Genomic DNA, 19,977 nt, shown 5'->3' with positions numbered 1-19,977 from the left:
ATTCACCAATTATTTTCTATAAAGTGGTAAGATATTTCATGATATGTCACTTTAGTATTAGAGGAGAATGCTATGAAGACTCTGGATGTTCAGGCGTTACACAAAGCAATTGATCAAACGCTGGAACAAATAAAACATCAATCAGACGAAATTGCCAAAGTCAAAAAAAGCGTTGATGGCATTACATCACTTGATGATGCTTTAAAGGGAAAAGGCGGAGACGCGATCCGCAACTTTTATGAAGAATGCCATACTCCATTCCTGCAGTTTTACGAAACTTTTATTGAGGAATATCAGTCAGCATTGAAAAAAATCAAACAAGCACTGAATTCCTTGGAACCGAATCACAACGGATTTATATCGCAAACCTTTCTCGAACACGAACTGGAACAAGGGGTGAATTCGGCCGACCGCACAACGAAGCGTTTGGTATCGAAAACAAATGCCACGATCGCAAAAGTCAGCCATATTGTTGATTTGCCGGACTTGAATGACAGCGATTTTCATGAACAAAACAGGAAAGCATTAAAGGAAATCAATCAGACAATTGAAAAGCTGCATGCTTTTGACCGCGAACAGACAAGCGCTCTTAAAACCGCTGAAAACGACCTGGAAACGATGCAGAGATACATAAGCCGGCTTGAAAAAATGTACACAGGGCCTAAAATTGAAATTACCGGCTATCAAAAAGGCTCTATTTTAAAGCCGGATGAGATGGATGCTTTGCGTGGTGGACAAGACACAGCGATGGGCGTCATGTTGGATAAACTGGATAAGAGGTCAAAGCTCGAAATAGAAGTTAGCGAAGTTAGCAAACATGATAATAAAATTGCTAAACTAAAGAAGAAGCTTGATGATTACAATTTTTCAACAGCTTCAGAGTTTTATGAGATGGCCACGGAAATTGGATACGAAAATCTTTCCCCTTGGCAACAGCGGTATTTCAATCAAATTGAAGGCGCTCGTAATTTTGGCAACGCAATTAAAGGAAGCGCTGAAGGACTCAAAAATGCAGTTGTCGACACTGCTGTAGGCTTATGGGACATGGTCGTTCACGCAGACGAAACGATTGAGGGCATCAACTTTACGCTTCATCATCCTGATGTCACATTCAATATTATAAAAAAGGGAATTGAAGACTCGTATCAACGAGATGTCATCAATGGTGATTCTTACACCCGAGCCAGATGGTTTAGCTATGCCGTTGGGATGGTCGGTACATCGATTGTTGGTTCTAAAGGCGTTGACAAAGCAGCAAAAGCTGCCAAAGCGGGGAAGGTTGGGCAAGTCGCTGCCAAAGCAACTAAAGCTTCTAAAAAAGTATCGAAACAAGCTCTTGAAAAAAGCGTAGCGTCTTTCAAGAAATCGATGCAAAGGGTTGCTTCAAACATAAGAGGGATTCAAATACATAACCCTTTTGCGCCGCAAATCCAGCTTGCGGGCGGAGGTAAAGTTCCTTATCATGCACTTAATGGGGAGCATATAAAAGACAGTCTTATTCAGTTTGCGAAGAAAGTCTCTGATATAAGCAGAAAACCGTTTACAGGAAAAAATATAAATGTACCTTGGTTAAACAAAGAACGATTTGAAGCGAAAGAAATTGAAGGGCATGTAAAGACTAAAGGAAAGATTAAAGATGTAAGTAGAAAAGTTTATACGTTTAAGGATCTTGATATAAATAGAATTGACCCTGAAACTGGAATGACAAATTTACAACTGATGAAAAAAGGAAGAACTCCGTATGCGAACGATGGTACTCAAATTAACCTCCATCATCTAATTCAAGAAGAGCCTGGACCAATGGCAGAAATACCTGATAGTTGGCATACAAAATACTCCAAAGTTCTTCATGGACTAAAAGGAAAGGGAGAAAGTTTCAGAAATGATCCTATACTTGAAAAACAGTATAATCTTTTCAGGAAAAGATATTGGAAATGGAGAGCTAAACAATTTGAGAATCAAGATTAAGAGGTGATTTTAGTGAACTATTCGCAAGTTGAACAATTCATAAAAGAAAATGCTGAAGATGATGATTTTACAGGTGGCATTAGCATCGAAAAAATTAATGAAATTCAAGAAAACCTAAACGTAAAACTACCCGAAAGTTATAAATGGTTTTTAAAAAACTATGGGTCCGGTGGAATTTACGGTGTAGATATTTTAGGTCATGGAAAAGTTTCACCAAGAGTAGTAACAGTTACTGAAGATTACAGAAATCACTATGGTTTAATTGATGGTATCGTAGTCATTGAATACGTAGATGAATTCTCTTATTGTCTTGATACAAACAGGATGGTAGATGGTGAATGCCCAGTTATACTTTGGGATAATCAAGAGGGTTATGGTCGAACAGTAGCTACTAATTTTCTAGAGTTTTTCATGGAAGACCTTAAGGAGTCTAAAGAAAACTGGGAAGAAGACGAAGAGTGGGACGATGAAGAATAATTTAATATATTCAAGCATTTAAACCACTTAAAGCACTTAATCTCTGATTAAGTGCTTTTTTTATGTTCAAATCCGAGAAAAATCCGACAAAAAGGGGGACTTTTTCTATTCCACTTTGTCATACGATAGAGACAAGAAAAACGAACGTGAATATCGAGTCCAAGACGGAGAGCCTGCGGACACTGATCTTTTGCACACAGATGTTGTGCAGCTGATTGGTGGCCGCTTTTTTATTGGCCAGAATGGGAGACGCACCTTTCCCTTAAGTGTTCCCCGGATGTATCGAATGGGTCGACATATTCACAGAAAGAGCGGCTGTAAACTATGCAGCACGATAGTCAGAGGACGCAGGGAAGTCCTTATAAGTACAAAAAGAAAAGCAGGCGATAACCTGCTTAAAAATTCATTGGCCCTTGAAAAAGACTTGCAAAAGCGAGAAATATTACTTCGCTATGCAATTTTTAAATTGCCGCTCGAGTTCCTCTTTGTCCAAGTCCTTTCCAATGAAAACAAGTTCGCTTTGTTTTTTCTCGTTTTCGTTCCACTTCCGGTCCGGACGTCCTGAAAACAGCATATGAAGCCCTTGGAATACGATTCGATATTCTTCCCCTTTAATATAAAGGATCCCTTTATAACGTAATAGATCTTCTCCTTTTTCCCGTACGAGATAACTCATCCACTGATCCACCTTTGCCAAATCAAGAGGCTTCTCTTCCCGAAAAGCAATAGAAGACACTTTATCATCATGATGGTGGTGGTGATGATCCTCTAGAAAATGAGGGTCGATTTCAATTTTTCGATTGACGTCAAACGTATTGATTCCCAGTACATCTTTTAAATTGATCTTGCAATCTCTGGCATGCAGCCTCTTAGCCGTAGGATTAATGTTGACGAGTCTTTGCTCCAAGGATTTCAGATCGTTATTTGATACTAAATCTGTTTTATTGAGGATGATGACGTCAGCAAATGCGATTTGCTCTTGTGCTTCATCCTGGTCATCCAGATGTCTAGTGACATGCTTGCTGTCTACTACCGTGACGATACTGTCAACTTCAAATATTTCGGATAGTAGTTCATCCATAAAAAAAGTCTGGGCAACGGGGGCAGGGTCAGCCAGTCCCGTTGTTTCGATTAAAACTCGGTCAAATGCAACTTTCCCTTGATCCATTGAGAATACAAGCGTTCTCAGAATACGAATCAAATCTCCGCGGACCGTGCAACAGATACAGCCGTTGTTCATTTCCAAAATTTCTTCTTCGGAATCAACGACGAGCTGATTGTCTATCCCGACTTCTCCGTACTCATTGACAATAACCGCGATCTTTTGATTGTGTTTTTCTGTAAGTATTCGATTTAAAAGTGTGGTTTTCCCGGCGCCTAAATATCCGGTGAGAATGGTGACAGGAATTTTCTTTTTAGTTAAAGGCATGATCATTCGACTCCATTTAAAATTTTTTCGATACTTTGATTACTTTTTCTTTGTCTTTTGGAACTCCGGCGATGACGCCAGATGAACGCTCGAAACGTTGGCCATCATACAAATGGCTTGCTTTTTCTTTATAATCTTCATTGGTACAAAGCGAGTCAATCAGGAGGGGGACATCCTCAGGTTTTAAATCTTTATACCAGGTTCCTTTCGGATAGTGGATGACCACGCACTTATCTTGGCATCTGCCATTACATCGCGTGCGCGTTGTATGAATAACATCGTCAAGCTCCCGGTCTGAGATTTCTTGCCGAATCACTTGAGTCAGTTCCTCAGCTCCGACCCGATTGCAACTGCTGCCGTTGCAAATAAAGATATGATGTTTCATATTACTTAAATCCCATGTCGCCATATGTATCTTCCCTCCGAGTAAAACAGAATTATTACGATTTACAAGATGAAAAACTAAGCAATGAATATAGAGGCAGCCCGGTCGATAACTGTCCCGAAAGGTGATACCTATAACGGGGGAGAAGGACTTGGTAACCTTCGCAGTATTTCATCGTCACCTTGAGTTTTTCACTCCTTTCGCAAGCTCTCTATATTTCTGCCTTCTCTTGCCGTTTTCTTTTTTGACGCCTTTGGTTGTTTCAATACTACACAAAACGTAATTATTACGATTTATAAATCATTTTATCTCTTTTTCAAGTCAAACGCAAATAGAAGAGGCTAAACGGTGCCAATGAGATCTGAGCAGCTTCTTTATCCAGCCGCACCTTTACGTGAGAAGTTCTGAGAACAGTCAGTTAAATAATCTCTCCGGCCTCATATAATCTCGAATCTCGATGCTAAAACCCCTTGAGCGATCAAGGGGTTTTTTAGCTATAGCAATTTTTCCATTGCCATTACATCGATAAACCGTCCATCTAAAATTCCTTGATTTTTAAAGGTGCCAACTTGCCTGTAGCCCATTTTATTGTATAATCTTTGCCCAATCTCATTAAATAGAAATGTAAAAAGGACGATTTTATGAAAATTATTCTCTTTAGCTTTTTTTTCAAGAGCTTGAAGAAGGAGACCGCCAATTCCATTGCCACGAAATGCACGATCAACATAGACAGAAAGGTCAGCAACACCTTTACATGCACAACGGTGGGAGTACGGGTTCAAAGAAGCCCAGCCTACAATTTCTCCTTTTGATTCGGCTACAAGGACAGAATAGCGCCCTTGATGTTCCTGAAACCATATTTCGATATCGCTCATTTCCTTTAAATCTTGCTCCAGAGTCGCAATTCGATCTTCAATGCCCTGATTATAAATGTTCAAGATAAATGGCAAATCGGCAGAAACAGCTGTTCGAATGTTTATGTTATGCATGAGTTCCCCCGTATAAGGACTTATTTTCGAGTGCAGCATGCATCTTCGTTTTCCTTAACTTCTTCGAAAGTAATATTACAGCAGTCTTTTTTATCTGTTTTTACCTCTTTCATTTTCACGCCGCAGCAAGAATTGTCTTTTCTGAATATTTTATCGAACAATCCCATTATTTTCACCTCCTTTCAAGTTTAAATGATGTAGAAAAGAAAGCCTGAAATCGTGGCCATCGCAATCACGGAAATGACGAAGGCCATTACTAATCGCTTTTGAAAAATACTGTTTAGTAATGTTAACTCAGGCAGACTCGCCCCGGCAGAACTAATCATTAATGCCATTACTGGAGCAATTGCCATGCCTTTAACAATTAAAATTTGTGAAAGAGGAATCATGGTTGAAAGCCGGATATATAACGGGATCCCAATGATGGCCGCAATCGGAACTAACCACCATTGATTGCCGCCAAAGACTGATGAGATCCATTCAGTTGGCATGACTCCATGAATAACAGAGCCAATGGCTGCTCCAATGATTAAGAAAGGATAGACAGATTTCATAAGTGCGAGTGTTTCTCGGAAGGCAGCCTTAATGCTGAATGTTGTTTGTTTTTCTTCGTACCCGTTCATCACGACATGTTTTACAGCTTTCACAAATCCCATTTTCTCCAGGGTCAATCCAATGACCACAGACAGTACTGATGTAATCACTGTATAGGCTGCGGCAACTTTAACACCTAATAAAGCTCCCATTAATGTGATGATGGTTGGATCCAATACTGGAGAAGAAAACAAGAACACCATCACGATTCCGAATCGGATCTTTTTATTTAGCAAGTTGACGACAACCGGAATGGTGGAACATGAGCAGAAAGGAGTTACAAATGCGATCACAAGTGCAATTACAGCTCCAACAAACACATTTTTGCCTTCAAGGTATTGGTTTAATTTTTTGTATGGGATAAACCCTTGAATGAGGCTGACAAGAAAAGAAATCCCAATAAATAAAATGGTTAGTTCTAAAGCAATCGATAAAAAACTTTTCAAAACATCAACTATCATGTTACCACCTCTAAATAATTTGCAATTTGCAAGTATTTTGTTTTCTGTTCTTAAAAAGAATAGGGAAGTGTCATTCGTAAAAGTCTTCTATCCTTAAAAAATGACCAGCTTCCCTTTATTTAGTTCTTGATATGTTTGATATATTTGCGATTTGCAAGTAATTTCCAAGAGAGAACTACCCTCAATGGGTTGTACAACAGTTCTTTGATTTCGACATAGCGTCGTTCAATAGCTTAATTGAATGAATGACTGTTTCCTTATCAGAATCATTCATATGAGAAAAAACTTCGTCTAAAAAAGCATTCATTTGTTGGTCAATCGTTGTCGCAACATATTTTCCTTCAGTTGTCAGGGAGAGAATATGAACTCGCCGATCATCTGGATCCGGTGTTTTCTTTACCATATTCATTTTTATCAGTGACTGAATTTGACGGCTAAACGTTGTTATGTCAGTCCCTAATGTTTCCGCAATCTGTTGTATTGACGGTTTGTGTTGACGATCAATCTCATATAAGATATGGCTTTGAATAAGGGAAATATCATAACCGCCCGCACGGCAGCAGTTTTTATTTAAAAATCCAAAGCGTCTTGTCATAACCTGAAATAGTTCTCGAAGATTTTCCATTGTCATTCACCTCTGATTTATTTATACCTCATTTACTTGCAAACTGCAATTATTTTTTGTATCTTCTTACCTTTCAATAAATTATCGGGATCAACTGTTTTGACTTCTACTATATCAGGACACCTACGAATCGCAATAGCTGCGGTTGTTGTCAGCTCCTGCATCCGCGCGGTTGGTCTCAAGCTTCATGAAGATTGGGGGCACAACACCGAGGGCAATCGAGACGTGTATGGAAGTCGTTGAAAAAGCCGATGTTCAGGTTGCCATCCATACAGATACACTGAATGAAGCCGGCTTCCTGGGGAATACGCTTGAAGCGATCGGTGATCGTGTCACCCATACGTATCATATTGAAGGAGCGGGCGGCGGACATGCCCCGGGTATGCTGAAGCTCGCCTCGTATTCAAATATCCTGCCGTCTTCGACAACTCCGACGCTTCCGTATACAGTCAATACGATAGATGAACATCTGGATATGATGATGGTCTGCGGCCATCTTGATGCCAATGTGCCTGAGGACGTGGCTTTCAGCCATTCGCGAATCCGGGCGGCGACCATAGCAGCGGAGGATATTTTGCATGATATCGGCGCGATCAGCATGACTTCCTCTGACTCGCAGGCGATGGGCAGAGTCGGTGAAGTTATCATCAGAACATGGCAAACTGCCGATAAAATGAAAAAGCAGCGAGGGCGGCTGGCGGGAGAAGTTCACCATGACAATGTGCATGCCAAGCGCTACATAGCAAAATAGACGATCAATCCGGCCATTACCCGTGGGATCAGCCATGAGGTAGGGTCTGTTGAAAAAGGAAAGCTCGCTGATCTCGTCCTCTGGGACCCGGCCTTTTTTGGTGTTAAGCCTGAACTCGTTTTAAAAGGAGGGATGATTGCCCTCGCTCAAATGGGCGATCCGGATGCTTCAATTCCGACGCCTGAACCGGTGCTCATGCGAAAAATGTACGCGAGTTACGGCAAAGCTAATCAGTCAACATCCCTGACATTTATGTCCCAGCGGAGTGCCTTAATCATTAGGGCTCACAAAAACAATTTCACCTGTGCGTCATATTCGCGGATTGAGCAAACTGGACATAAAATTAGCCGAAAATCGAAGTCGATCATAAGACTGATCAGGTATTTGCCGATGGTGAGGAGCTTTCATGCCAGCCGGTCAGCCATGCTCCACTTGCACAGCGCTATTTTTTATTTTTTACGAGTTCCTTTCTCCAAAATCAAGCTCTTGCCAGGTAACTTTCTCATTAAGGTATAGCGGTTCTATATACTTAAAATGCGGATGAGGAAAAATGAATTTCTTTTTCAGGTTTTTTATGTATGATAAACAGAAAGGAGGGTAACGATGATTATTTGGATAAACGGAGCTTTCGGTTCCGGGAAAACACAAACGGCGTTTGAGCTGCATAGAAGGCTGAAGAAGTCTTACGTATATGATCCTGAAAAGATGGGGTTTGCGATGCGTTCCATGGTTCCTGCAGAAATCGCAGAAGACGATTTTCAACATTATGCTTTGTGGAGAGAGTTCAACTACAGCATGCTTTCCTGTTTATCCGATACATACAGCGGCATCCTCATCGTGCCTATGACGATTGTAAATCCCGGATATTTTGAAGAAATGATCGGCAGGCTTAGACAAGATGACCGAACGGTTTATCACTTTACTTTAATGGCTTCAAAGGATATTTTGCACAAACGTCTCCGTTCCAGAGCTGAAGGGAAAAATTCCTGGGCGGCCAAGCAAATAGACCGGTGTATCGAGGGCTTGTCAGATAAAACTTTCGAAGAGCATATCAATACGGATCATATGTCGATTCAAAACGTCGCAGAAACGATTGCTGCCAAAGCGGGCCTGACAATTGATCCTGATACGAGAGGAAGTATTAAAAGATTCACAGACAGGCTGCTTGTGAAGCTGAATCATATACGCTTAAAGTAAAAGGGCTTCCTATGAGTGCTTTGCTGCTGAAACCGTCCATATGATAAGTTGATCACTCAATTGCCCGCAAGTTTTTCAAAGCGCGTTCGTTATTGTTTACTTGACGGCTCCAAGCGGAATTGGCAACAGACAGGGTAAAAGAGAGCAGGCCTAAGCTTTGCTCTCTTTTTGACACTTCATCGTCAAACTTCCCGTTACTTGATATCGATCGCCGAAGCCTTATTGTCCCAATCAGAAGCCATATTAGCAGTTTTGCCATACCAATCGGAATGTCTAAACAAAACGCCTTTACCGTACCCTTGAGTTGAAGTATGCTCCCACAGCGTCGTTGAATAGCTTGATGAAGGAGACGCTGTACTTAACGATGAAATTCGGTCATTCCAGCTGGATGGCAAGTTTTTAAATCCGTCCCTCCAGTAAATATACTGCCCGCCTTTATTTTTATATTCATAAAAATCGGTACAGCAAGGACCGCTGGCAGACGGTTTGAATTTGTTCTCAAGCCTCTGCTTGTCTTTCGCGATAAAGGCTTCTAAAGTAACCTTGCTCGTAAATCCATACGCAAGCAAATCGCCGTTCTTATTCTGCTTAGGCAGAACCATGGTTACTTTGATATCTCTGACGGATTTGTTGTTTACTTGAGCCGGCGAATCCACATTTTTTCCGTCCACGGTTAAATAGTGGAAAGATTTGACCGTATATTGATTCCGTTGATCATCGTTTTGTTTCACTTTGACATCGCTTGCATTTTGCGGAGCAGCGCTTGCCGTCGAAGCAGAAATCAAACAGGCAGCGGCAACGAGCCCAATTCCAATTGTTTTCTTGAACTTTATTTTAAACATATGACAACACTCCCTCTCTTCATTTTCCTATTTATCAATAGGATGGAAAAATAATAGCATTAATAGAATGAAAATCATGTCTCTTTTTGAAGAAAAACATTAATTTTCTATTAACATATTGAGTCTTTCAGCAGCAGAGAGGTTCGGTTTCTGTGTTGCATTAAAAAAAGGCTCTTATTAAAAAGAGCCTGTCATAATGGAGTCAATAACGATAAGCAGGAGGAGAACATGTAAAATAAGGAGAAGGTCATAGGTTATTGCTGACTTTTAAAACGGAACTATTTTAGAACTTAATAGCCTCCATAACCACCGCCGAACCAGCTGGCACCGATGATGATTAAGAGAATGAACAGAACAACAATCAAAGCAAAACCGCTTCCGTGTCCGTAACCTCCGCTCATGTGTTTCACCTCCCTAAAGAAACATAGTTTATCCTATGTCACTTTGAAAATTTGGTATAGGATATTGATTTACATTTTTCAAAATAGTTGAACCATTTGCAACTTCGCCCTCATGCGAGTCTTCGGGTAGGAGCCGAATATATGAGGACTTCGTGCAGAGAGGATGAAAATGGTGATTGGCGTCCTTTAAACGGAATATAATGCAATAAATCCACCGAAAAGGGCGCTGAATAAATTGAATTTTCAATTAACTGAGGAAGACATGCTTCATATCATTAGGAATGGTCTTCGAACAGCACAGTACCCTAAGCATATGATGATCGTTGGTGCCGGGTTGTCCGGGCTTGTCGCAGCGTCTTTATTAAAGAATGCCGGGCACAGAGTGACGATTGTGGAAGCAAATGACAGAGCGGGAGGGCGTGTTTTTACTTCCCGTGCGCCCTTTAGCGAAGGGTTGTATTTTAATGCCGGGCCGATGCGCATCCCCGATATCCATACTTTAACGATGGAATACATTAAGAAATTTAATCTGCCTGTCAATGTGTTTATCAACCGAACCCCCATGGATATTCTTTACGTCAACGGCGTGAAAACCCGTCTTCATGAGTTTGAAAAAAATCCGGGCGTTTTAAGGTTCCCTGTTGCTCCCCGTGAGCAGGGAAGAACGGCGGAACAGCTGATGCTTTCTACTTTGCGGCCTATCCTCAATTTTATCAGCCAAGATCCGGCGAGAAATTGGCGTATTGTTGAAAAACAATACAGAAACGAATCGTTAGGCTCTTTTCTCAACAGTCATTTTTCACACGGCGCCATTGATATGATTGGTGTGCTTTTGGACATGGAAGCGTACATGGGATTGTCCCTTGTCGAAGTATTGCGGGAATCGATCTTTTTTACATCGCCGACTCGCTTCTATGAGATTACAGGCGGCATGGACCTGTTGACGCAAGCTTTTCTTCCGCGATTAAAGGGCGATATTTTATTCCGTCAAAAATTGATGAAAATGTCTCAAACTGAAAACAGTGTAACAGCTCATTGCATTCACCAACAGTCGGCTGAATATTCAACGGTGACAGGTGACTTCGCGATCGTAACAATTCCTTTTTCAGCATTGCGATTTGTGACATTTGCGCCGTTTGAATCCTTTTCCTACCAAAAGCGGAGAGCGATTCGGGAGCTTAACTATATTGCCGCGACAAAAATAGGAATCGAATTTAAGAGCAGGTTCTGGGAAAGAGCCGGACAGCGCGGCGGCAGATCCATTACCGATTTGCCGATTCGCTTTTCATACTACCCTAGCAGCGGCATAGGAGCACACGGGCATGCTGTCATTTTAGCGAGCTATACGTGGGCAGATGAAGCGCTGATATGGGACAGTCAGCCTGAAGAAGAGCGGATCCGCTATACGCTGAAAAATTTAGCGAAAATATATGGAGATATCGTGTATTCTGAGTTTGTATCAGGCGCTTCTTTCAGCTGGACGCAAAATCCTTTTTCAGCGGGGGCATTTACAGCTTTCGAACCCGGGCAGGAATTAGAGCTGTATCCTTATATTCCGATGCCTGAGGGAAGGGTGCATTTCGCCGGGGAACACGCTTCCCTCACTCACGGGTGGATGCAGGGAGCGATTGAATCAGGAATACGGGCGGCATATGAAGTAAATCAAGCCTCCCGCGTGTAACATGAACTTTGCAAGTATTTTAATAGAAAGAACCGATTTTAAGGGATGGGGAAGAGTCGCTTTTAAAAAGCGGCTCGTTCGTTTTTATTTAGGTAAACAGACAGATCTTGCAATAAACGCCGGCTTGCTGCAGAAGGTAAATTTGTTTTTGCTTCCTCAACAGTAAGAAATGTGTTCACAGTTCTTAAAAACAAGTTTTTAAGAACTTCATTTATAAAAAATTTTAATGCTTATGATACAATTGAATTACAGATGTAACATGATGCGCAAACAATGTTTTTCTGAGGTGAATGATCGGATTGCCCGCATTTTTCCGTTAAGAACCCTCCTTTTTCTAACAACAAAAAAGCCCCCAAAACGAGTTTTCCCTAAGGAAAGGCTCATGACATACCGGATGGAATGGCTGAACATTCCGCCGGGCAGAATAGCTAAGAAAGGATTGAATCACATTGAATGCTGCTCATGATCGAAACATCATGCTTTTGCTGCTCTGTTTGACAGCAGGTATTGTAGATGTGATTGGGTACTTAAGTATCGGTCACGTATTTACCGCTAATATGACCGGGAACATCGTACTGTTAGGATTATCAATCGGCAATTCTCTTCACGCGACCGCCATGTACTCGCTGATCGCATTGTTCGGATTTATCCTCGGTGTAATGATTTCAGCGGCCATTGTCGGAAAACAGGAAAAGTCGTTCTGGCCGTCAGGCGTCACGATTGCACTTGCTGTTGAAGCAGCCGTATTGCTTCTGTTTGCTTGCCTGACTTTCTTTGAAAGCTCGCCACACCTTTTGATCTTGCTGTTAAGCATGGCGATGGGGCTTCAGACCACAGCAGCCAGAAAGCTCGGCATTGCAGGGATTTCCACCACTGTCCTAACGGGGACGCTCGCAAACTTTTTCGAAGATGTGACAAAACGATTCCTCAGCAAAAACGACCAAAAGGTCATCCATAAGGACGCGTGGCTTCGCGCTTTGACGATTGTGCTCTATTGCCTGGGGGCTGTCATTGCCGCACTTGCTGAACCTGAGCATCCGTTTGTCGTGATTTGGATTCCGATCGTTATCATTATCGGTATTATTGCGGTTGCAGGCACAAGGTTTCACAGGAAGAGTGAAGGATGACCGGATGAAGGACGGTTCCATACACCGGCATTCGTGAATCATCGATTGTTACATATGTTTTATGAAGGTGCCAGTCCGGGTAAAAGGACGGGGAACAGCACCAGTATCGTTTAGATTGGGAGGAGGATAAATGGTTGGAACATATTAATATGGAGCAGTTTATTTTATTAGCGGCCTTATTGCTGATTATCGGTGTACTGACAACGAAATTTTCGACTAGGCTCGGAGTGCCCGCCCTCGTATTGTTCTTAGTTGTCGGGATGATCATGGGGAGCGACGGTCTCGGAATTATTTATTTTAATAATCCCGAGCTAGCCCAGCTGATCGGAGTTATCGCACTCGTCGTCATCCTTTTTGAAGGCGGTCTGCAAACAAAGTGGTCTTCGGTCAAAGCGGTTGCCGTTCCTTCATTGTCGCTCGCAACGATTGGTGTTTTGCTGACCACCTGTGTGGTTGCGGTCGCTGCCAAACTGATTTTTAATGTTTCTTGGATGGAGGGCTTTTTATTCGGAGCGATTGTCGGTTCTACAGATGCGGCCGCAATTTTCGCCGTTTTGAAAGGTCAGAATATTAGAGACAGATTGAGCTCCACGCTTGAAGCAGAGTCAGGTACAAATGATCCGATGGCGATGTTTTTGACTTTGTCGCTCATCCAGCTGCTGACGGCTGACCATTCATCTTATTTCATGCTGGTTATTTCATTTTTCTGGCAGATGGGAATCGGGCTTTTACTCGGATATTTACTCGGACGGTTCGCCAGCTTTGCTATCAATAAAATCAACTTGGATTCGAGTGGACTTTATCCGATCTTTGCTCTTGCTTTTGCGCTTCTTACCTACAGTCTTACAGATGTCATCGGAGCGAGCGGTTTGCTTGCCGTTTACATTGCCGCGCTTGTCATCGGAAATCAAGATTTAACATATCGCCATTCTATTTTCAGATTTAATGAGGGCTTTGCCTGGATGATGCAGATTTTGATGTTTATCATTCTCGGATTATTGGTTTTTCCTGCCCAATTTTTATCCTTCGACATCATTTTCAAAGGCTTCCTGCTTTCCCTGATTTTAATTTTTATCGCCCGGCCGGTTGCCGTTTTTCTGTCGACCATCAAAATGGGCTTTCATTTTAATGAAAAAATCTTCTTGTCATGGGCCGGATTAAAAGGGGCAGTTCCGATCGTTCTCGCAACATTTCCGATGACGATGGGGCTTGAAAACAGCCAATTGATCTTTAATGTCGTATTCTTCGTCGTTTTAACATCAGCTTTGATCCAAGGGTCAACCATATCGGTCTTCGCAGAAAAATTGAAATTGAACGGACCGCAGAAAGTCGAAGCGCCGCATTCGCTGGAGCTTGTTTCCATCGGCAAGGCGAACGCCGAAATTATCGAATTTGAAGTCGATGACCAAACAGCCATCACCGGGCAGGCGCTGAAAGACATCAGCTTTCCCAAAGATGCCCTGATCAATGCGATCATCCGAAACGGGGATTTGGTCACGCCGCACGGTGAAACGAAAATTAAATCAGGCGATATTTTGTATATCCTCGTATCGAAAAAACAAAAGAAGGAACTAAAAAAATATTTAAACAGGGAATTTGATTAAGCTGTCGGAAAAGCACAGTACAGGGCAGGCTTGCTCAGTATGTCACGAATAAAGGTCAATGAAGGGTACTGCACCGGTATTCTTCATTGGCCTTTTTTTGCAATGCGGAAGTTCAGCCATGCGACTTGAGTTCCTTACATTGATATCTTTGTTGATCGATTGTTCATATCCATTTATAATTTAAAAATCAAATATGAGGAGGCGCATGAATGATGAAGTGCAAAAAAATAAATGGGGTAACATTTGAGGGGAAAGCGCATCATTAACCCTATAAACTGCGTGATTCCCCTATAATTTTGGGGGTATCATTCAATTGAAATTACAGTCTTTTCAGCATCAAAAGAAGGCATTTTGGTGGCTTAGCTTTGTCGCTTTCTTCAGTGTGATGAACGAAACCGTATTTAATGTTGCATTGCCGGATATAAAAAATCAATTTGGCGTGTCGCCTGCCGCGGCAAATTGGGTGAATACGAGTTTCATCATTTCCTTTGCTGCCGGCTCAATTGTTTACAGCAGGCTTTCTGATATGTACGGCGTCAGAAAGCTGTTTGTGACCGGACTCATCATCTATGGCGGAGGTTCATTAATGGGGCTGTTGGTTCAAGCTTATTTCCCGGCTGTCATTTTTGCGCGCTTTGTTCAAGGAGCCGGGGCTTCCGCTGTACCCGCACTTATTCTGGTCATCATCACGCGCTATGTCCGTCCGGAGGGCCGGGGCAAAGCGTTCGGCATTGTCGGATCACTGGTGGCAATGGGTGAGGGAATAGGTCCGGCCATTGGCGGAATGATTGTACATCATATTCATTGGTCATTTCTGTTCCTGCTGCCGATGGCAGTGCTGATGTCGATTCCTTTCTTCCTCAGAAATATGCCTGCTGAAGCCGCTGAAAAAGCAAACCTGGATATCATTGGGATCGGACTGCTGACAATCAGCATTGTGATGTTCGCTGTATATATATCGCTGTATCATGTCTTTTATTTAGCAGCGGGCATTTTTTGCTTGATTGGAGCTGCAGTTCATACCCGATATGCAGAACATCCGTTTATTGACCGGTCTTTAATGAAGAATCGCAGATATATAGGCGTCGTTTTGGCAGGATGTATCGTATTGGGAAGCGTTGCGGGAATCGTCTCTGTCGTTCCATATATGATGAGAGTCTTGTTCGGCTTAAATGCCGATATTATCGGGAGCGGCATTATACTCCCGGGCACTGTGGGCGTTATCTTGTTCGGCGTTGCGGGCGGAGCCCTTACAGATCGCTTCGGCAGCCGGTTTGTTTTTACTCTTGGATGGTTATTAATCTTGGCATCCATGGCGGCCGCGTCACAGCTCGGCGACCGGACACCGTGGTTGATGACGATGATGCTCGTGTTTATATTTGGCGGTCTTTCATTTGTAAAAACGGCGATTTCCAACAGTACCGCAGAAAGCTTGGAAGAAGAGGCAGCAGGCGCTGGAATGGGGATGCTGAACTTTGCCTGTTTTTTATCTGAAGGAATAGGCGTCGCATTTGCAGGAGGCTTGATGGCAGTGCACGGGTTTGGCTATTCTGCGCTTTCGGGAATGGAAAATGCCTGGAGTGCTGTATTCAGCCGCTCGTTTGCCATATTCACAGTCTTTGTATTGGCTGGCGGATTGCTATATTTATTGACTTGCAAACGTAAAAAATCTTAAGATATTCGAATGGTTGGGCGGGACAGCCCAGCCGTTTTTTATGTTGACTGGATTTTCTGAAACATAATGAAAAGAAAACCGTATTTGATGTAAAGCTTCCGAGAGGATGAAAATGATGAAAAGAAGCATCGGCACCTTTGAAATTGACGGACTGACAATTGAATATTCGCGAGTAGGTGAAGGCAAGCCGATTCTTGTGATGCACGGAGGGCATTCGAATTGCCGCGAGATCAAGAGGCGCATGTATGTAGAGCCGAACGGCAGGGATCAGCTCACATTACCTCATATTGAAGCGGAAATCTTTGAATAAATTCAATATACAATGCAACAAAAAGGCAGTCTTGCAAACTGCTCTTTATTAAAAATTCATCATTTGTTTGCGGACAAATCGTGTACACTATAGTTGAGATCAAGGAGGGATTACGGTGTACGAGTCCAAGAAACGTTTAAAAGAAGAAATTCATAAGCGCTATTTGTTACTAGATGGGGAGTTTGACGCTATCCCCGATCAGTTTAGAGATGTTCGCGATCAAGATGTAGACCGAACGCCAGGGGAAATCCTTGCTTATCAGCTCGGATGGTTAAACCTTCTAATGAGCTGGGACAGGGATGAGCGCTTAGGGAAAACCGTTGTAACTCCCTCTTCTCATTATAAATGGAACCAATTAGGAGCGCTTTATCAATCTTTTTACGATCAGTATTCTCACTTTTCGTTAACTGAGCTTCGTCAAGAATTCAAGAAAGTAGAGGCCCAATTTCAGTCTTGGATAGATACCCTCACAGATGAAGAATTATACACCCAAGGTACTTTAAATTGGACAGGCAAAAACCCGAAGTGGCCCGCTATAAGGTTCATTCACATCAACTCTGTGGCCCCATTTAAAAGTTTCAGGACTAAAATAAGGAGGTGGAAGAAGAATCAACTGGGATGAAAGCGTGTTGAAGCGGTACATAAAGGAGAGTTAGGAAAAGAAGGGGAGAAGCTTGAATCTTCGTTTAATGCCATCTTTCGAGAGTCTCTTCAATAATATAAGCCGAAAATTCAAATATTCCTGTAAAGTGAAAATCAAATTAAAACAAGGGTATCTCCATCAAATTCATCAATTGTGAAATCGCAAATATTAGTATCCGAGAGCGCTCTTTGTCATTCTTTCATCCGCTCTTTATACATCGTGCACCTCAATTCTATATATGGTTCTCTTCTTTTGGCATAGGTTCATTTGCAAGCAGTTTGACTTATGGCTAGCGGCAGCCTTTTCTTAAAGCCCGCGATTGAAACGGTGCGGCTGTGCAGCATGGTGAAACTTTGCATGAAAAACTTAACATTTTAAAAATCCAGCCGATATGATGGATAAATAACTGCACGCTTTCGGCAGATGTGGTATGGTAGCTAGTAAGTTTAGGAAAAGGGAGGATATTGATGATCATCGTCACAACAGATACAATCGCAAATCAAAACATTGTCGAAGTCAAAGGGCTTGTCACCAGCAGCATCGTTCAGTCGCGGAATATCGGAAAAGATATTCTGTCAGGATTGAAGTCAGTCATTGGCGGAGAATTAAAAAATTACACCCAAATGCTTGAGGATTCGAAAAAAGCGGTGAGGGAACGGCTCGTGAATCAAGCTGAAGAGCTCGGAGCAAACGCGATCGTCGGTGTAAAGTTCGAACTATCTGCAGGCCAGGGAACCTCTGAACTCATCGGATATGGTACGGCTGCTGTAATCGGCTGACTTTCAATCGAAAACGAAGGCGGCGGTAATCGTTGCCGCCTCAGCGGGTCAAGAAGGTTTCCCTGTCTGTTTCGTCTCTTTATGTTTTTGAGTCAGATGGGGATACTTTCTGTAAATGACAAGCGCTATGATCGCCATGTATAAGCTGTAGACACCGATAGAGATCAACTTGTTTTCGCTGAAATTGGCCCCTGCGATAGAGACGACGAGGACGTTAGGGACTTTTCCAAGCGTTGAAGCCGCAAAAAAGACAGCCCACTTCACTTTGCTTAAACCGCAGACAATATTCATGACAACGGCGGGGATCACAGGGATCAGTCTGCCCAAGAGTACGGCTGTAAAAGCATTTCGGTTAAAATACGCTTCATATTCGCTCATTTTCGGGTATTTCGTTAAGTGTTTGCGAGCCAAGTCTCTGAATCCGTAACGTGAGAGGAAGAACAAGAGCATGGTGCCGAGCATTGACCCTGTCAGCGTGATCAGCACGCCGTTTGCGATTCCAAACAAGGCACCGTTTAATCCGGCAATGAGCGCAAACGGGACGATCGGGAAAAATACACAGGCCGCCACAAGCAGCATGCTGAATAACACCGAATAAACGCCTCCGTCCCTGATGACGTCGAGCCAGGAATCTTTGCAGACGAATCCAATTGCAATGATACTTGCCATGATGATGATTGTGAATAGTTTTCTGATCATACCGCTCCCGCTGCCTTTCTTTGTATTTAGCTTCTACATTTGCAATAAAGCTTGTTCTAAGTTTGCCAAAATCTCGTCTGTTTTTGACAGATTGCAATTGCTGAGCATAATAAGCACTTTTTTCTCGTCCATGTACCGGTTAATCGAGCTGATAAAACCGTGGATTTCTCCATCATGCCATATTTTATACTTATTTTGATGATTAATAAACCATCCGTATCCGATTGAATTGTTTTGAATGAGCGCCGGAGAAGGGCCTTCGGCTGCATAAGCCGGCTTTTTGACACGGCTGTAAAGGGCTTCTTTCAAAGCGTCTTTTTTGACAAGCTTCTCAGTATAAAGCGCCCTGTCCCATAAGTACAAGTCTTCAACGGTTGAATACAGCCCGCTTTCTCCGTAGCCGTATACGATAGGCGCTTTGATCATTTCACGATTCAGGCATAAATATCCGACTGTAGGCGAAATATCTTCCGGAGAGGAGAAAAAACCGGAGTTTTTCATCCCTAAAGGGTCGAAGATCAATTCTTGAATGACGTCTCCATAAGCTTCATTTGTGATAGTTTCAATGATTTTTGTAAGCAGTATGTATCCTGAATTGCTGTAATTAAACCTTTGTCCCGGGCGAAATTCGAGCGGCTTGTCGATAAAACGGCCGATAAATTGGTCTAACGGTGCGCGCTCCAGCTCAATATCGAGCAATTCTTCCTCTAGAAAATCTGGAATTCCGGACGTATGGCTTAATAAATGTTTAATGGTAATGCTCTCACCGTTCGGATAGCCTTCTAAATAGTTTTGTACGGGATCGTCTGTACGAAGCAGCCCCTTTTCCTGCAGCTGCATGACCGTTATGGCTGTGAATTGCTTTGTCAGCGAAGCAATTTGGTAGCGTGTAGACGGTTCATTCTTTACCTTTTCCTTACAATTAGCATAACCGTATCCTTTCGATAACAGAATACCGTTTGAATCTGCCAGCAAAATGCTGCCGTGAAAATGATTGTTGGATGCTTGTTCCATTAAATAATTATCAAGATGTTCCGCTGTATATACCAATAACAACAGTCCTTTCATATCTAATTATGATAAGAAGAAAACAATAAACGATAGTTTTGAAAGGAAATGAAGCAGGAAGCGCGACCAAAATAACATTATAAAAATTTTTTTGTATTTACCATCATTTATAGAATAATTTAAACTAAATTTAAAATAAGGCAATTTCATGACATCCGTTAAAACGAGTGCTGTTTTGACGGATGTTTGTTTTTATAAAACGATTGAAATATAAGTCGGCAGTAACGAAAAGGGGGATAAAGTCGGGTGCGTCCTTAAAATAAGGGCTAAAG

General features: G+C 42.3%; 19 protein-coding genes and 2 pseudogenes. 11 read left to right on the top strand and 10 right to left on the bottom strand.

Annotation, left to right across the window (positions count from 1 at the left end; all coding sequences use genetic code 11):
- Positions 1-72 precede the first annotated feature (72 nt).
- Complete coding sequence (locus BTA31_RS04755; protein WP_076789373.1) at positions 73-1,968, top strand: T7SS effector LXG polymorphic toxin; 1,896 nt, start codon at positions 73-75, stop codon at positions 1,966-1,968.
- A 12-nt stretch (positions 1,969-1,980) separates the two neighbouring features.
- Positions 1,981-2,445, top strand: a complete 465-nt coding sequence (locus BTA31_RS04750) for an SMI1/KNR4 family protein (protein WP_065644536.1) — start codon at positions 1,981-1,983, stop codon at positions 2,443-2,445.
- Between the two features lie 442 nt (positions 2,446-2,887).
- Here the strand turns inward: BTA31_RS04750 and BTA31_RS04740 are convergent, their stop codons facing one another.
- The 6 genes from BTA31_RS04740 to BTA31_RS04720 form a co-directional block, all read right to left on the bottom strand.
- Positions 2,888-3,880 (bottom strand): CobW family GTP-binding protein, encoded by a 993-nt coding sequence (locus BTA31_RS04740; RefSeq protein WP_076789370.1) that lies wholly within the window; start codon positions 3,878-3,880, stop codon positions 2,888-2,890.
- A 10-nt stretch (positions 3,881-3,890) separates the two neighbouring features.
- Entirely contained in the window at positions 3,891-4,283 is a 393-nt protein-coding gene (locus BTA31_RS04735) for a (2Fe-2S) ferredoxin domain-containing protein (protein ID WP_043928735.1), read from the bottom strand.
- Between the two features lie 470 nt (positions 4,284-4,753).
- Positions 4,754-5,248 (bottom strand): arsinothricin resistance N-acetyltransferase ArsN1 family A, encoded by a 495-nt coding sequence (locus BTA31_RS04730; RefSeq protein WP_076789367.1) that lies wholly within the window; start codon positions 5,246-5,248, stop codon positions 4,754-4,756.
- 20 nt (positions 5,249-5,268) lie between these two features.
- Positions 5,269-5,415: a hypothetical protein gene (locus BTA31_RS22960; protein ID WP_167370605.1), complete on the bottom strand. Its 147-nt coding sequence runs from the start codon at positions 5,413-5,415 to the stop codon at positions 5,269-5,271.
- 21 nt (positions 5,416-5,436) lie between these two features.
- Complete coding sequence (locus BTA31_RS04725; protein WP_076789365.1) at positions 5,437-6,303, bottom strand: permease; 867 nt, start codon at positions 6,301-6,303, stop codon at positions 5,437-5,439.
- A gap of 181 nt (positions 6,304-6,484) precedes the next feature.
- Complete coding sequence (locus BTA31_RS04720) at positions 6,485-6,928, bottom strand: MarR family winged helix-turn-helix transcriptional regulator (RefSeq protein WP_076789362.1); 444 nt, start codon at positions 6,926-6,928, stop codon at positions 6,485-6,487.
- A 168-nt stretch (positions 6,929-7,096) separates the two neighbouring features.
- Between BTA31_RS04720 and BTA31_RS04715 the strand changes: the two are divergent.
- Together BTA31_RS04715 and tmrB are read left to right on the top strand one after the other, a co-directional pair.
- A pseudogene (locus BTA31_RS04715) lies at positions 7,097-8,176 on the top strand (urease subunit alpha); the annotation flags it as partial.
- Positions 8,177-8,282: 106 nt separating this feature from the next.
- On the top strand, positions 8,283-8,876 hold the full coding sequence (gene tmrB / locus BTA31_RS04710; RefSeq protein WP_076789360.1) for a tunicamycin resistance ATP-binding TmrB: 594 nt from the start codon (positions 8,283-8,285) through the stop codon (positions 8,874-8,876).
- Between the two features lie 194 nt (positions 8,877-9,070).
- Here the strand turns inward: tmrB and BTA31_RS04705 are convergent, their stop codons facing one another.
- Positions 9,071-9,718 (bottom strand): hypothetical protein, encoded by a 648-nt coding sequence (locus BTA31_RS04705; protein ID WP_076789357.1) that lies wholly within the window; start codon positions 9,716-9,718, stop codon positions 9,071-9,073.
- A 290-nt stretch (positions 9,719-10,008) separates the two neighbouring features.
- On the bottom strand, positions 10,009-10,119 hold the full coding sequence (locus BTA31_RS04700; protein ID WP_011197990.1) for a YjcZ family sporulation protein: 111 nt from the start codon (positions 10,117-10,119) through the stop codon (positions 10,009-10,011).
- Between the two features lie 262 nt (positions 10,120-10,381).
- Here BTA31_RS04700 and BTA31_RS04695 point away from each other — a divergent pair, with 262 nt between their 5' ends.
- From BTA31_RS04695 to BTA31_RS04665, 7 genes and pseudogenes are all read left to right on the top strand, one after another.
- Entirely contained in the window at positions 10,382-11,800 is a 1,419-nt protein-coding gene (locus BTA31_RS04695) for a flavin monoamine oxidase family protein (protein ID WP_162274286.1), read from the top strand.
- Positions 11,801-12,249: 449 nt separating this feature from the next.
- Positions 12,250-12,927, top strand: coding sequence for a YoaK family protein (locus BTA31_RS04690; RefSeq protein WP_076789351.1), 678 nt, complete (start codon positions 12,250-12,252; stop codon positions 12,925-12,927).
- 134 nt (positions 12,928-13,061) lie between these two features.
- Positions 13,062-14,531 carry a potassium/proton antiporter gene (locus BTA31_RS04685; RefSeq protein ID WP_043928742.1) on the top strand — a complete coding sequence of 490 codons (1,470 nt, stop codon included), beginning with the start codon at positions 13,062-13,064 and terminating at the stop codon, positions 14,529-14,531.
- Positions 14,532-14,844: 313 nt separating this feature from the next.
- The gene (locus BTA31_RS04680) at positions 14,845-16,206 is read left to right on the top strand and encodes an MFS transporter (RefSeq protein WP_076789348.1); all 1,362 of its coding nucleotides are present in this window, start codon (positions 14,845-14,847) and stop codon (positions 16,204-16,206) included.
- Positions 16,207-16,321: 115 nt separating this feature from the next.
- A pseudogene (locus BTA31_RS23620) lies at positions 16,322-16,435 on the top strand (alpha/beta fold hydrolase); the annotation flags it as partial.
- Between the two features lie 190 nt (positions 16,436-16,625).
- Positions 16,626-17,138: a ClbS/DfsB family four-helix bundle protein gene (locus tag BTA31_RS04670; RefSeq protein ID WP_076789340.1), complete on the top strand. Its 513-nt coding sequence runs from the start codon at positions 16,626-16,628 to the stop codon at positions 17,136-17,138.
- Between the two features lie 488 nt (positions 17,139-17,626).
- Positions 17,627-17,938 carry a YbjQ family protein gene (locus tag BTA31_RS04665; protein ID WP_076789337.1) on the top strand — a complete coding sequence of 104 codons (312 nt, stop codon included), beginning with the start codon at positions 17,627-17,629 and terminating at the stop codon, positions 17,936-17,938.
- 48 nt (positions 17,939-17,986) lie between these two features.
- On the opposite strand, the gene BTA31_RS04660 is transcribed toward BTA31_RS04665, so the two are convergent.
- Positions 17,987-18,637, bottom strand: a complete 651-nt coding sequence (locus BTA31_RS04660) for a TVP38/TMEM64 family protein (protein WP_076789334.1) — start codon at positions 18,635-18,637, stop codon at positions 17,987-17,989.
- A 33-nt stretch (positions 18,638-18,670) separates the two neighbouring features.
- A complete protein-coding gene (locus BTA31_RS04655) occupies positions 18,671-19,687 on the bottom strand; it encodes a serine hydrolase domain-containing protein (protein WP_076789330.1) in 1,017 nt (338 codons plus the stop codon).
- Positions 19,688-19,977: the final 290 nt, after the last annotated feature.

Source organism: Bacillus haynesii, assembly GCF_001969855.1.
Classification (GTDB): domain Bacteria; phylum Bacillota; class Bacilli; order Bacillales; family Bacillaceae; genus Bacillus; species Bacillus haynesii.
Note: the sequence above shows the minus strand (reverse complement) of the source record. Positions and strands in the feature narration are given on the sequence as shown.